Source organism: Mycobacterium sp. (genome assembly GCF_035623875.1).
In the GTDB taxonomy this organism is placed as follows: Bacteria; Actinomycetota; Actinomycetes; order Mycobacteriales; family Mycobacteriaceae; genus Mycobacterium.
The window spans coordinates 70,957-84,604 of the sequence record NZ_DASPSP010000193.1 but is presented as its reverse complement, the minus strand read 5'-3'; the positions used below and the strand labels follow the sequence as shown (position 1 = coordinate 84,604).

Genomic DNA, 13,648 nt, shown 5'->3' with positions numbered 1-13,648 from the left:
CTGAGTATCCCGGGTACCGAACAACGGCAGCGCCATTAGCGGCGCGCCGCTGCGCCAAAACCCGCGAGCGGTGTCGGCCACCAGGCCGCCGGCAACGGCAGAAGACATATTCACAACCATTCTTTGATGCCCACAGAACTGTGATATCGCATATGCGCGCGGGTGGCATTGCAGGGCTTGTGCTAATGCCGCGTCGCGAGAAGAGTAAATGCATGACCGACCAGAAATTGCTTGAGCACTGGATTCAAGGCTGTGCGGTACAGCGGATCATGTTCCGCGACGGCCTCGTGCTCAATCTCGACGATTACAACGAACTCGTCGTCTCGGCACCGATTACCATGACGCTGCCGGCCACCGCCAACTCGCCTGCTGAGGTCGTTTCCATCGACCCCAACGATCTGGCCGTCCAAGAGCGACCGCTGTTCGATTTCTCGGGAGCGACGTGCACCGATGTCACCTGGGACGAAGCCGGAGACCTGCACCTGGAATTCTCGGACGGACATCAGATCGACGTGCCGCCCGACGATAACGTCACAGCTTGGGAGCTGTACGGCAAGTACCACGGCTATGCCGCCTGCCTGCCGCATGGCAGGGTGCATGTGGTGCGGCACGACGTTCCGGACGACTAGCGCTGCGCGGTGACCGACGAGTTGCTTCGGTGAACATCGGCATTTCCGGTCACCGGCCACGCCCGGGCATGCTTGGATCGGCCCATGCAGGGCTCGGCGACGGTTCATATGGCGGCACCCGCGGACAAGATCTGGAACCTGATCGCGGATGTCCGCAACATCGGGCGGTTTTCCCCCGAAACATTCGAGGCCGAATGGCTGGATGGAGCTACCGGGCCCGCGGTCGGGGCGCGATTCCGCGGCCACGTCAAGCGAAACGAAATCGGGCCGGTGTACTGGACGACCTGTCGAGTCACTGCATGCGAACCGGGCCGGGAATTCGGCTTCGAGGTGCTCGTCGGCGAGCGGGCGGTGAACAACTGGCATTACCGACTGGCGCCAAAAGCCGACGGCACTGACGTCACCGAATCATTTCGGATGACCCCCTCTCCGCTGACCACGCTGTATTACTGGATGTTTGGAGGCTACCTGCGTCAGCGACGCAACATTCGTGACATGACCAGGACGCTGCACCGCATCAAGGATGTTGCCGAGGCGTGAAATCTTCGCCCTCACGAGCTGAATGAGGTTGCCATGGGACAGTGGTCGCGCGCCGAGATCGAGTCGGCCTTCGAACGCCACAAGCAAGTCGTCGTAGAAATCGGTTCAAGTTGGGACTGGTCACGGTTCGCCGATCAGTTCACCGAGGACGCAACCTACGTCGAGCACACCTACGGAACCTTCCACGGGCGCGAGCAGATCCGGGATTGGATTGTCTCGACGATGAATGTGTTTCCCGGCAGCGAGATGCCGTTCTATCCGACCTCGTGGTACTCCATTGACACCGACCGCGGCTGGGTGTTCTGCGAGTTTCTCAACCGGATGCGGGATCCCGGCGACGGCAGCATCCATCAGGCGGCCAACCTGTCCGTGATGAAGTACGCCGGTGACGACTTGTGGAGTTACGAGGAAGACGCATACAACCCGATGAACTTCCTGCCAGTGGTCCGCGAGTACATCCAGCGGTGTAAGGCGCTCGGCACGGCCACCGACGACGCGATCGCTTTCGCCAAAAACATGAATTGGGAACTGGCCTGACGGCTGACTCATGCCGTGGTCGTAGGCTTTCGATAGCACTGCCGGTCGATGTGGAGGGCCTACACGTGGACATCGCATTGAAGCAGAGGTTGCACTGGCTAGCGCTGCACGGCTTCATCCGTGGCGCCTCGTCGCTCGGTGTCCGCCGGGGTGATCTGCAGGCCCGGTTGATCGCCGACCCGACCGTCAAAGCCGATCCAGTGCCGTTCTACGAGGAGGTGCGGGCCCGCGGTCCCCTGGTCCAATCACGCATCGGCTACATCACCGCGGACCATGCGATCGGCCATGAACTGCTGCGATCAGACGACTTTCGGGTGCTCTCGATCGGGTCGAATCTACCGGCGCCGCTGCGGTGGCTGGAGCAGCGCACCCGCGACGATCTGCTGCATCCGCTGCGTCCGCCGTCGTTGCTCGCGGTTGAGCCGCCGGACCATACCCGCTACCGGAAGACGGTCTCGTCGGTCTTCACCACAAGGGCGGTCGCCGCACTGCGGGATGGGGTGGAGCAGACTGCGACGACATTGCTGGATCAACTGTCCCGCGAACCGGGTGTCGTCGACATCGTCGACCGGTACTGCGCGCAACTGCCGGTAGCGATCATCAGCGACATCCTGGGGGTGCCCGACGCTGATCGGCGGCACGTTCTCGAGTTCGGCGAACTCGCAGCGCCCAGTTTGGATTTCGGGCTCAGCTGGCGGCAGTACCTGCGGGTGCAGCGTGGGATAGCGGGGTTCAACTTCTGGCTGACCGAGCATCTGCGGCAGTTGCGGCGTACCCCCGGCGACGACCTGATGAGCCAGCTGATCCGGAGAGCCGAAAGTGGTTCGGCGGAAACATATCTGGACGAATCCGAACTGCATGCGGTTGCCGGCTTGGTGTTGGCGGCTGGTTTCGAGACGACGGTGAACCTGTTAGGCAACGGCATTCGCATGCTGCTGGACGCCCCTGAGCATTTGCGCACACTCAGTGAGCGTCCGCAACTGTGGCCCAACGCCGTCGAGGAGATCTTGCGGTTGGAATCACCGGTGCAGCTCACCGCACGGCTAGCGCTGAAAGACATCGAGGTGGCCGGTACCCCGGTCAAACAAGGCGAACTGGTCGTCGTCTACGTGGCCGCGGCCAACCGTGACCCGGCCGTGTTCGCCGACCCGAACCGTTTCGACATCGAACGTGAGAACGCCGGCAGGCATCTGGCGTTCTCCGGTGGTCGGCATTTCTGCCTCGGCGCGGCCCTGGCCCGAGCGGAAGGTGAGGTGGGGCTGCGAGCATTCTTCAATCGCTTCCCCGACGTGCGTACTGCCGGCGCGGGCAGCCGCCGCGACACCCGTATTCTGCATGGTTGGTCGACGCTGCCGGTAGCGCTGGGCCCGGCACGGTCGATGGCTGCCCGCTGAGTTAGCGCTTTCGCGGTTGAAGTTCGCCAAACAGCAGCGGGGGTCGTTGATTTGGAAAAATCACAGCCCCCGCGTCTGTTTCGCGGCCAAGAAACTAGGCCAGGTAGCGGCCGAACCACTCCAGCACCCGTCCCCAGGCATCGTGGGCGGCGGCAGCGTTGTAGCGCGGTCCGGTGTCGTTGAAGAAGGCATGGTCGGCGTTGGGTTCGATGACGATGTCGTTGACCAGGCCGGCACGATCGAGAGCGGCTTTCGCCGCCGGCTCGGAGCCTGTGACACGGGTGTCGAGAGCCCCGTAGAGCGCCAGCACAGCGACATCCTTTGATGCGGCGAAATCGGGGTTGTCCGGCAGCGGCCCGTAGAACGGGACCGCGGCCGACAATGCCGGCGCGCCGGAAGCCAGCAGTTGCCACACCAATGCGCCACCGAAGCAAAAACCGACGACCGCAATTTTCCGGCCCGGAACCCGCGACTGCAGTTCCGCGACACCGGAATTCAGGTCTGCGATGAACCGGTCCGGCTCAGCGGCGCCCAGCGCCGCGGTTGCCTGCGCCGGATCGGCGAAGTGCCCGGTGCCGCCTTCCTCGGACAGCAGGTCGACGGCCAGCGCCGAGTAGCCGGCCCCGGCGAAACGTCCGGCCACCGACCGCACCCAATCGTTCAGACCCTTGTTCTCGTGGATGACCAACACCCCGCGACGGGCATTGTGGGCTTGCGCCCAGGCGCCCTGCAGCTGTCCATTTGGGCCGGCCCAGGTAATCGGCTCGGTCCGTAGCGCCTGGTCCATCCCCGGCGGTTGTGTCGCCGTCGTGCCCGACGACCCGCTCGGGCGCTGCGTTTGCCTGCCGCCGCACGCGGCGATCAGTGCGGCCGCGGCCCCGCTGCCGAGACCGAGCAGCGCCAGCCGCCGCAAGGCTTCGCGCCTGCTCAGCAGACCGTCGATATGATCGGTGGCAATCTCTTCGGCGATGTATCGCTGTAGCGGGGTCACCCTGGGCAGTATGCGCTGAAAACCGCGCTGCCGCGCGGCTGTTGCTGCGGCGCGGCTCAGCTCAAGCTGTCCGGGTCGGCCACCGGGATGAGCAGATGCGACGGGGTGGGGCCACCCTGATGGAGTTGGTAGCTACCGCCGGCCAGGGCGAGGCGCGCGGGTTTGGCCGGGACCAGATGCGGGAAGTCGTAGGTGGTCACCGTCAGCCGCAGCCGGTGGCCCGGCTCGATCAATGCAGCGGTCGGGAAGATCTCCACGTCGTAGCGGGTCAGTTCGCCTGGGATCACGGGCTTTACCGCCGACCGGGTGCTGAAGTGGTGCGGCCGCAGGACGGTGCCGTCAGGCAGGTACCAGGTGCGATCCGGATCCAGCGCGCGGTGCGAACCGAGCAGTGCGCCCTGAGTCAATGGGCGGCTGATTCCGTGGGAGGTGACGTCGTCGAGATGCGCGACCCACAGCGTCTCGCTAGTGGTGGCTGTGGCATGCACGGTGAGCGTGATCGGTCCGGCGACCAATGTCCGCGTGGCAAACGGTTCGGTGGTGTAGGTGAGCGCGCCGCGCTGCAGTCGCCGGTTGTCCTGGTCGTAGCGGGTTTGCCCGCCGCGCTGGGTGCGAATGAAGCTGGTCATCCCCAGGGTCCACTGCTCGACGCTTCGGCCCGCCAACGGACCCCGCCCCACGTATTTGATCGTCGCCGTGGACGTGTCGGGCGCGCACTCGGTGGTGAGGTGGCCAGACTCGGACAGGTAGAAGCGGGTGGGCGTGGCCTCAGCGAGCGGGTATTCGCGGGCGTGGAACCAGCGCGGGCTTCCGATGGCCTGGAAGGTGAACGGCGATCCGGAGATCGCAGCGGCTGGTTCGTCGTTCAGCCAATGGTCGAACCAGCGCAGCTGGAGCGCGTTGATGTGCAGTCCGCCGAAGTGCGAGACGTGATACCAGGGTCCCATCAACAGCCGCAGCCGTTCAGACACCGGCTGGCCGGGTTGCATCGGCGACTCGTCGGGCCGCCCGGCAAAGGCGTTCTGCAGCGCCGCGTAGTTCAGCGGCGCGCCGCGCTGGAAGGCGTCATGCCAGCCGCCGACCAGAAAGACCGCCACATCGTTGGCGACGATGCCCGGCAGCACCATGGCCGGCCGCAGCGCGTCCCAGAACGGCCCGTCGTAGGCCGTCTCACCGCCGGTGACGACGTCGGCGATCAACGGCCGGAAGTAGCCGCGCTGATGACGCCCGCGCTGCCGCACCCCGGCGGCCCCGCCGGCCCGTGGGCGCGGATGCTTGCCGGGGTGAATCACCTCCAGCGCCGGATTGACGATGTTGAGCAAGCGGTAGATCGCCCCGTATGCCCGTACCGTGCGCAGGTGCGACGCTCCACCCATCGTCGCCGCGTCGCGATAGAAATCGCATGCGGCCATCACCGGGAAGATCGCCTTCAGCGGCGAATCCGGCCCGACGGCGGCGGCGGTGAACAGCTGGTTGATCGCCAGGTAGGAAGTGCCGAACATGCCGACACGCCCGTTAGCGTTCGGCAGCTTCGACGCCCAATCGACCAGCTCTGTCCCGTCCTGGGTTTGCCGCTCGCCGAACATCTGGAACGAACCGCCGGACACGCCGCTGCCGCGGACGTCGACTATCACCTCGATATAGCCGCGTTTGACCAGGTACGGGGTGGCGCCACCGCCGATCTGGGCGGACGGCGGCGGGGCCTTCTTGCCGTAGGGCGTGAGGCACAAGAGCACCGGGAACGGCCCCGCGGCTGGCTGCTCGGTCTTTGGCACGGTCGGGTAATGGATGTCGGCGCGCAGCACAACGCCGTCGCTCATCGGTATCCCGACGTTGTGGTGCACACCCACCCCGAACTGCGCCGACCTGGGTGTCCAGGACGGCATGAACGGCGACGGACTTGTCCTGCGAGGCCTTCTGTTGCCGGCTTTGCGTCCTGGTCGCACCGTCGCCATCCCCACCTCCTGCGCGCATCATTGACAACGTGTTCAGCTGCCCGGTTTTATGACATCCCATGCCGGTTGACGACACGGTACTCGGACTGTGGCAGGCCTTGTCGCGACGGGACTGGGATGCGGTCAAGACGTTCTTGTCGACGGACTGCGTCTATGTGGACATGCCGGTCGGACCGACGCTCGCGGCGCGTGGTCCCGACGACATCGTCAGGCGACTCAAGGTCGGGCTCGAGCCGCTGGCCGGCTATGAGAACCACGACGGGGTGCTGGTGTCTACCGGCGCCGACGTCATGTACGAGCACTCCGAGACCTGGCGGTGGTCGAGCGGCGAGACGGCGCTACTGCGATTCGTGTCGGTGCACCGCGTCGAAGGCGGCAAAGTGACGTTGTGGAAAGACTATTGGGACATAGGCAGCATGACCGCTCAGGCGCCGCCGGATTGGCTCACAAGTCTGGAATCCGCTGATACATCGTGGATTTTCGATGCTACGGGGCTTATCTAAAGGCTCGCCCATCTGTGCTCAGGTCCGCGTATAGGCGTAATCGCCTGCGATAGCGAGCCCACCGGCATGACATGCACCGACTCCGGCACCGGTCACTTCTTCCGGGTCTCGCGCGAGTCCTACCAGCTCGGCTGATACCCTCCGCCACGCCCGGCCCCAGAGATTCCCAGGGTTCCCTAACGATAGGCCGGTGGATGCCCTGCGGGGCCGATTATCAAGTCGAGAGTCAGGTGCGCTCTCGTCACGGCATGCACGGCCGTCGCCGTCAGGGCCGGGCCTCGAAGATGAGGTTGAACGGTGTCTGTGTCGCCCTCCGGAACCGCGTGAACCCGCCGTCATCGACCATCACTTTCCTCAACCGCAGCTCCCCGGCCTGCGCACCGAGCGCCGGTCCATGCCGCGCCAGCGACACCGGAACACAAATCAGCGACGATGCCCCGTAGTACAGTCGGCCGACCGGATTCAGGTTCTCCGCGACGCTGTCGCCGGCGAACGGTTCGACGAGCAGGCAGTGCCCGTCGGGTTTGAGTGCCTGTCTGGCGTGCCGAGCCGCGCCGGACGGGTCCGCCATATCGTGCAAGCAGTCGAAGAACGCGATGAGGTCATAGTCATCGCCCCGGTAGGACGTGGCGTCGGCAAGCTCGAAGCTCGCGTTGTCCACTCCCGCCGTCAGCGCGCGCTCGCGCGCGGTTTCGATCGACTCGCCGTGATAGTCGATGCCGACGAACTGCGAACTCGGAAATGCCTGCGCCATAAGGATTGTGCTAGCGCCATGCCCACAGCCCACGTCGGCGGCCTTGCCGCCGGCAGCGAGCTTCTCGATGACGCCGTCAAGCGCGGGCAACCACGACGCAACCAAATTCGCGTTGTAGCCGCCCCTAAAGAATCGCTCAGTGCCGTAGAACAGGCACCGATGATGCTCGCCCCATTCCATGCCGTTGCCGTTACGGAAATTCTCGATCGCACGGTCACGTACATAAAACAGGTCTTGGACGATCTGGTACGCGCCCACCAGATCAACCGGACCGTTGGGATCGGCGAGGCAGAGCTCCTGCTCCGCGGTCAAGTAATACGTGTCGTCGGCTTCGTCGTATTCGACATAGCCGCCGGCGGCCTGATTCGCCAGCCACTCGCGGATGTAGCGTGCGTTCGTCCCGGTCTTTTGGGCCAGTTCCTCTGCTGACAAACGGTGCCCAGCGAGCGCGGTGTATAAGCCAAGCTCGTCGCCGATCAACATCAGCACCGCGCTCACCGACGCGCCGAGATCCCCGATCGCCTTACCAAGAAATGCATTGAGTTTGTCTTGGGTAGAGGTCATCGCCAGCTCCTCTGTTCACCGTGACTCAACGCTAAACCGGTCCGGCGTCAACCGGCGCTGATTTCACATCTCCCGGTCGCCGCCCTGACCACCGCGCGGGCGGCGAGCTTTCGCCCCGAGCTTCGGATCGGCGGGCGCGTCACCCGGGTGCTGGTTGAGCAGACCGCCGCCGTCGACCCGAGCCGGCGCGGCCGCAATACCGGTGATCTCACCTTCGAGGGGGTGCGCCGAGTTGACGCTGCCCGTATCGCCGCCGCGATCCGGCCAACGGGTAGCGCGCTACGCCACGCCTCGGGGCGCGGGTGTCTCGGTCGGATTCCGCCGGTGTGTGATGTGGGAGCGTGTGTGTTGTGAGATTCTGCGGGGGTGTCCGCCGATCCGGCGGCTGCGTGGACCCCCGAAATCACCAACGCGATGTGCTCGGCGAGGCGACCTACGAAACGCTCGCCCGCAAGGGCGAAACGATGACCACCGCCGAGACAGTGGCGTACGCGTACGACCAAATCGACCAGGCCCGAACAGAACTCGAACACCATAGGTGAATGCTCCGGCCACGGCTCCAACCCAGCGGCTGCACGCAGGATGTAAAGCGCCGCCACCAGGTTATCGCTGTTCGCGTCGTTTGCCGTCGAACAGCCGTGCGTCCCGAAGGCGCACGTGCTCGACACGCTGGCGCACATCTGGGTCAGCGGCATTTACGGCGAAACCGTTGGGCACGGGCAGTTCTTATGGCCGCAGAATGGAGCGAATTAAATGCAGCACTTTCGGATCTTCGATGGTCGACGGCGTTGGTTCATCTTTGCCGTGGGTGATGCCGCGCATGGTTTTTCGTAGGATCTTTCCTGAGCGGGTCTTGGGTAGCGCAGGGACCACATCTACCTGTTTGAAGCAGGCCACTGCTCCGATCTCGTTGCGCACAGCCGTGATGAGCTCCTTGGCAAGACCGTCAGCCGACGCACCTTGCTTGAGCACCACAAGTGCGCGCGGAACCTGGCCCTTGATGTCGTCGGCTACTCCGATGACGGCGCACTCGGCGACTGCCGGATGCGCGGCCAGCACCGCCTCGATGGGGCCGGTCGACAGGCGATGCCCGGCGACGTTGATCACGTCGTCGATACGGCCCATCACGTACAGATACCCGTCCTCGTCGAGATATCCGCCGTCGCCGGTGAGGTAGTAGCCAGGGTGCTCGCAGAGATAGGAGGCCTCGAAGCGTGCGTCGTCGCCCCATAGCGTGGGCAGTGTGCCCGGTGGCAGCGGCAATCTGATGCAGATCGCGCCCTCTTCACCGGCTTCGCACCGAGACCCATCGGCGCGGAGGACGCATACGTCGTAGCCGGGCATCGGCAGCGTTGGTGAGCCCGGCTTGATCGGAAGCCGCTCGACGCCCATCGGGTTGGCGGCGATGGCCCAGCCGGTTTCGGTCTGCCACCAGTGGTCGATGACCGGGATGCCGAGCTTGTCGGAAGCCCACGTGTAGGTGTCGGGGTCAAGGCGTTCTCCGGCTTGGAATAGGTACCGCAGCGCAGAGAGGTCGTATTTGTTCAGATGTGTGCCGTCCGGGTCTTCTTTGCGGATTGCGCGGATCGCCGTGGGCGCGGTGAACAGCGCCTTGACCCGGTGTTCGGATGCCACCCGCCAGAACGCGCCGGGATCCGGTGTGCCGACCGGCTTGCCCTCGTAGAGCAGCGTCGTGGCACCGAGCAGCAGCGGCCCGTAGACGATGTAGGAATGCCCGACGACCCAGCCCACATCCGATGCCGCCCAAAATACTTCGCCGGGATGAGTGTCGTAGATGTGTCGCATGCTCCACAGCAACGCCACGGCGTGTCCGCCGTTGTCGCGCACGATGCCCTTTGGCTTGCCGGTCGTGCCCGAAGTGTAGAGCACATACAGCGGGTCGGTGGCCGCCACGGGCACCGCATCGGCGGGCTCGCAGTTGGCCATCAGCGCGTGCCAATCCATATCGCGCCCTGCGGTGAGCGGGCAGCGGTGCTGATGTCGCTGCACAACGATGCAGCTGCGCGGTTTGTGCTGAGCCGACTGGAGTGCCGCATCAAGCATCGGCTTGTATTCCACCAATCCCGACGGCTCGATTCCGCAGGAGGCGGAAACGACGACGGTCGGGCGTGCATCATCTATTCGTGTGGCGAGCTCGTGTGCGGCGAAGCCGCCGAACACCACCGAGTGCACCGCGCCGAGCCGTGCACATGCCAGCATCGCGATGACCGCCTCTGGGATCATCGGCATATAGAGCACGACCCGGTCGCCCTTGGCGACGCCGAGCGCACGTAACGTGCCCGCGAACCGGGCAGTCTGATCCAGCAGCTCACTGTAGGTGTAGGTGCGCTTGGCGCCGGTTATCGGCGAGTCGTAGATCAGCGCGGCCTGTTTAGCGCGGCCGTCGGCGACGTGGCGGTCCAGCGCATTGGCGCAGGTGTTGAGTGTGGCGTCGGGAAACCACCGGTAGAACGGCGAATGGCTATCGTCGAAGATCTGGTGCGGGGGCCGCAGCCACGACACGGCTTGCGCGGCCTGCGCCCAGAAGGTTTCGGGGTCTTTGATGCTGGCGGCGAACAGTTCTCGGTAGCCGCCCATACCCGCTCACTTCCTTTCTTGTGATGCACGGTACCCCCGCCACAGTTTGCGAGCCATGCTTTGCGCCGCACGTTTAGCTGGCTCGCAGCGGCCCCAAAACCAGGCGGGGTTCTGCGAACTCGACATCGCGATCACCCACCTCCGCGAGGTCCTTGGCGACGAAACCTAAGAATTGGTCGCCCGCAAGGGTGCGACGATGACCACCGCCGCCATGGCGACCTACGCCTACGACCAAATCGACCAAGCCCGAACAGAACTCGAATGCCCCAGCTGAATGCCCCCTCAGGAGCGGAGGCGCTCGGCGAGGGGGTAGGGCGCAAAAGTCTGTCCGAGCGCCGTACCCATTCTGACGGCCTGTCAACGGTGTTAGGCAGAAGCGACGGCGAAGAGACGCCACTCGCCGGGCACGCCCTTGAGCAAAACCATTACCCCTGGGGCAACCGGTGAAGCAACCCTCAGCGATTGCGACCGCCCCGCTGGACGAGCCAGAGGGTTAACGCCACCGAGGCGACCACGGCGATGATGAGCAGGATGTCGGTTCTCACCGCCGTAGTTTATCGAGCGAAGTGACACTGAACGCTGCCAGGCCTTCACCGCATGGCTGCACACCTAAAATCACCATTGCGGGCACACCGCACTCGGCGGCCAACCATCCGCCGGCCGCGTACCTAACCTCTCAGGTCGGTACAGCTAGGTCAGACGCTGCTCCCAGCCGGTAGATGCGCGCCGAGTTGTCACGAGCAATGAGGTCGACCACCCGCATCGCATCGGCTGCACTCCAGTCAGCGTCGTCGACGAATCGGCTCAGCACCCGATGAATACCGTTGCGCCACAGCCTGGTACCGAGGTAGTGCAGCTCAACTGGGCCGAACCCGTCCGACGAGTACACGATTTTGCGGAACGGCGCCAGTTCCAGCAGCCGGGCGATGAATGCGGGCGACCGGGCACCCAGGTGGTTGATACCAAGGCCGCCGTCCAGGTAGACGTTGTTGAACGCCTGGGCCAGATAGCCGGCCTCCCGCTCGTAGGGGTAGCAGTGCAGCAGCACGATCGGCGTTTCACCGGAGCGGCGCAGAAAGTCCAGCAGATGCAGAGGATTAGCTTTGTGCAGATCGCAGTCCCGATCGCCGAAACCCACATGGAATTGCAGCGGTTTGGCGATCCGCAGGGCCTGATACAGCCCGAACCGCAGCAGAACCCGATCGTCGAGCCGGACGCCGCCGCTGTCGCGCCATCGGGCGGCGGCCTCGGCGACCTCGGCCCCGGACGGCTCGGTCAGATCGCCGTCGAACCCGCCGCGGTAGGCCAGGATGGATTTAGTGCCGACCGCTGTCGCCGCGCGTCGGTGCAAGATCTCCTCGAACGCCGACGCGTAGTCCCCCGGGGCGTGTGCGGCCTGCTCGGCCACCTGCTCGAGGCGAACCACTTCGTGGCCGCGGCCACCGGACCACTCGGCGAGTTGCGCGACGTCCGCGACGCCTTCGGCGTACCCGGTGTCTACCAGCCAGTCACTGACACCGGCGGCACGCAGGAAGATTCGGGCCAGCTCGATTTCAGTGAGCTGGCTGCGGCGTTGCCAATATTCTTGTGGGTCAGCGTGTTTAGGCAGTCCGAGCAGCGGTGCACAGTGGGCTCGTACCGCGAAGCCCAGTTGTGAGTCGAATGCGGAGTCGAAGTCGGCGAGCGGTTCGGTGTTGGCCTCATTGAGGCCGTTCTCAAACCGCTGCCGGTCGCCCACGGTCAGCCAACAACCGTGCACATGCTGGTCGATCAGCGGCACGGCGGCGATGTGGTCCGCCAGAGCTTCCACCGTCACACACTCCAGGCCATGCGGAATTTGTCGGCCAGTTGCTCACGATTGAGGTGGGCGTACTGCTCGTGCTCCAAGCGGCGGACCGCGACCACCACGTCGACGGCGGGATCGCCGAGAATTGTGCGCAACCGCTTCGAATTATCCAGTGCAGCAATGGTTCGAGCTTGGGAGCTGGAGAGCTGCACGATGCCGGCGTGGCTGCGATCCGAGTCGGACAGCACTGCCGGGTCCACCTTGGTCTCCGGCGGCAGCACAGCTTTGTCGTTGATTCCGTCCAGCGCCAATCCGAGGATTGCCGCCGTAGCGAAATACGGGTTGGCCGAAGGATCGACGACCTTGACTTCGACGTTGCCCCCGTACGGGTTACTGGGGCCACCAACGACGAACCGCAGCGCTGCTTCTCGATTCTCGGTTCCCCAGCAGGCATACGCCCCGGCCCAGTTGCGGGGACGCAGTCGCAACCCGGACACGATCGAACCGCACAACATGCCCTGGGCCTCGGGCAGGCCGCGCAACAACCCCGCCACCGCGTTCTCCCCCTTGCTTGTCATACCGCGGGTGCCCGCGCCGTCGGAGAACAGCGGCCCGGTTGAGCTGGTAAACGAGAAATGCTGGTGGGCACCGCATCCGACGTCGCCGACGAACGGCGCCGGTGACAGGCTGATACGCAAGCCATAACGGCGGGCAACGCGGCCGATGATGAGCCGGGTCAGCACCAATTGGTCCGCGGCGGCGACCGGTGATTGCGGTGCCAGTGAAATCTCGAACTGGTTGGCTCCGTACTCGGGGTGAAACTGCTCGATGACGACACCGGACACGGCCGCTGCTGCGGTGACATCGCGAACGAAAGCCTCGTGTTCGAGTACACCGGCCAGACCGTACTGCGCCCACAGCGTCGAGGGCAGCCGATGGCCGTCCGGATTGACAAGCAGAAATTCGATTTCGTGACCGACTATCGCCTCGATACCGGCGTCGGCGAGGGCCGCCTCGATGCGGCCAAGCGTTCCGCGGCTGCAACCGAGCACAGGTGTGCCGTCCTGTTCGAAGAATGAGCCAGGTGCCCAAGCCAATCCATCGCCGACGATGCGCAACGCGGATAGGTCAATCCGGACGCGCTGATCACCGACCACACCGATGTGTTCGGTGAACGCGATGCCAATCTGGTCGATGGCAAAGCCGTGCCAAACCCGGCTGGCGCCCAAGCCGGGATCGGCGAATGCGGTGGTCCGGCGTATCGGTACGGTCTTGGCCAGCGTGAGCCCCGCCGGATTCACCACCGTGCCGATGACGGCGTCTACCCCTTCGGCCTCGAGTTGGGCGATCGCGGCGGCGGCGAGCGGTGTGGTGGTCATCTGCCGGGCGGGCCCGGC

At 64.8% G+C, this 13,648-nt stretch carries 12 protein-coding genes and 2 pseudogenes; 8 read left to right on the top strand and 6 right to left on the bottom strand.

Annotated elements, in window-relative coordinates; all coding sequences use genetic code 11:
- Window positions 1-212 precede the first annotated feature (212 nt).
- From VEI45_RS16290 to VEI45_RS16275, 4 genes are all read left to right on the top strand, one after another.
- Window positions 213-629 carry a DUF6188 family protein gene (locus VEI45_RS16290; RefSeq protein WP_324854985.1) on the top strand — a complete coding sequence of 139 codons (417 nt, stop codon included), beginning with the start codon at window positions 213-215 and terminating at the stop codon, window positions 627-629.
- Between the two features lie 84 nt (window positions 630-713).
- Complete coding sequence (locus tag VEI45_RS16285) at window positions 714-1,169, top strand: SRPBCC family protein (RefSeq protein ID WP_324854983.1); 456 nt, start codon at window positions 714-716, stop codon at window positions 1,167-1,169.
- Window positions 1,170-1,202: 33 nt separating this feature from the next.
- Window positions 1,203-1,706 (top strand): nuclear transport factor 2 family protein, encoded by a 504-nt coding sequence (locus VEI45_RS16280; RefSeq protein WP_324854981.1) that lies wholly within the window; start codon window positions 1,203-1,205, stop codon window positions 1,704-1,706.
- Between the two features lie 77 nt (window positions 1,707-1,783).
- On the top strand, window positions 1,784-3,100 hold the full coding sequence (locus VEI45_RS16275; RefSeq protein WP_324854997.1) for a cytochrome P450: 1,317 nt from the start codon (window positions 1,784-1,786) through the stop codon (window positions 3,098-3,100).
- A 94-nt stretch (window positions 3,101-3,194) separates the two neighbouring features.
- Here the strand turns inward: VEI45_RS16275 and VEI45_RS16270 are convergent, their stop codons facing one another.
- Together VEI45_RS16270 and VEI45_RS16265 are read right to left on the bottom strand one after the other, a co-directional pair.
- Window positions 3,195-4,091, bottom strand: a complete 897-nt coding sequence (locus tag VEI45_RS16270; RefSeq protein ID WP_324854979.1) for a dienelactone hydrolase family protein — start codon at window positions 4,089-4,091, stop codon at window positions 3,195-3,197.
- Window positions 4,092-4,147: 56 nt separating this feature from the next.
- On the bottom strand, window positions 4,148-5,941 hold the full coding sequence (locus VEI45_RS16265; protein ID WP_324854995.1) for a CocE/NonD family hydrolase: 1,794 nt from the start codon (window positions 5,939-5,941) through the stop codon (window positions 4,148-4,150).
- A 164-nt stretch (window positions 5,942-6,105) separates the two neighbouring features.
- Here VEI45_RS16265 and VEI45_RS16260 point away from each other — a divergent pair, with 164 nt between their 5' ends.
- Window positions 6,106-6,549, top strand: coding sequence for a nuclear transport factor 2 family protein (locus tag VEI45_RS16260; protein ID WP_324854977.1), 444 nt, complete (start codon window positions 6,106-6,108; stop codon window positions 6,547-6,549).
- Between the two features lie 265 nt (window positions 6,550-6,814).
- Here the strand turns inward: VEI45_RS16260 and VEI45_RS16255 are convergent, their stop codons facing one another.
- Entirely contained in the window at window positions 6,815-7,867 is a 1,053-nt protein-coding gene (locus tag VEI45_RS16255) for a class I SAM-dependent methyltransferase (protein WP_324854975.1), read from the bottom strand.
- 389 nt (window positions 7,868-8,256) lie between these two features.
- Between VEI45_RS16255 and VEI45_RS16250 the strand changes: the two genes are divergently transcribed.
- Both VEI45_RS16250 and VEI45_RS16245 read left to right on the top strand, forming a co-directional pair.
- Window positions 8,257-8,409 carry a hypothetical protein gene (locus VEI45_RS16250; protein ID WP_324854972.1) on the top strand — a complete coding sequence of 51 codons (153 nt, stop codon included), beginning with the start codon at window positions 8,257-8,259 and terminating at the stop codon, window positions 8,407-8,409.
- A gap of 64 nt (window positions 8,410-8,473) precedes the next feature.
- Window positions 8,474-8,620 (top strand): annotated as a pseudogene (locus tag VEI45_RS16245) (hypothetical protein); the annotation flags it as partial.
- On the opposite strand, the gene VEI45_RS16240 reads toward VEI45_RS16245, so the two are convergent.
- Window positions 8,594-10,465: a propionyl-CoA synthetase gene (locus VEI45_RS16240; protein ID WP_324854970.1), complete on the bottom strand. Its 1,872-nt coding sequence runs from the start codon at window positions 10,463-10,465 to the stop codon at window positions 8,594-8,596. The pseudogene VEI45_RS16245 and the gene VEI45_RS16240 sit on opposite strands and share 27 nt — an antisense overlap.
- Before the next feature lie 565 nt (window positions 10,466-11,030).
- Between VEI45_RS16240 and VEI45_RS16235 the strand changes: the two are divergent.
- Window positions 11,031-11,159, top strand: a pseudogene (locus tag VEI45_RS16235) (IS481 family transposase); the annotation flags it as partial.
- Here the strand turns inward: VEI45_RS16235 and VEI45_RS16230 are convergent.
- Window positions 11,142-12,281, bottom strand: coding sequence for an amidohydrolase family protein (locus tag VEI45_RS16230; RefSeq protein WP_324854968.1), 1,140 nt, complete (start codon window positions 12,279-12,281; stop codon window positions 11,142-11,144). The pseudogene VEI45_RS16235 and the gene VEI45_RS16230 sit on opposite strands and share 18 nt — an antisense overlap.
- The gene (locus VEI45_RS16225) at window positions 12,278-13,630 is read right to left on the bottom strand and encodes a glutamine synthetase family protein (protein WP_324854966.1); all 1,353 of its coding nucleotides are present in this window, start codon (window positions 13,628-13,630) and stop codon (window positions 12,278-12,280) included. The genes VEI45_RS16230 and VEI45_RS16225 overlap by 4 nt, the downstream gene beginning before the upstream one ends.
- Between the last annotated feature and the right edge of the window lie 18 nt (window positions 13,631-13,648).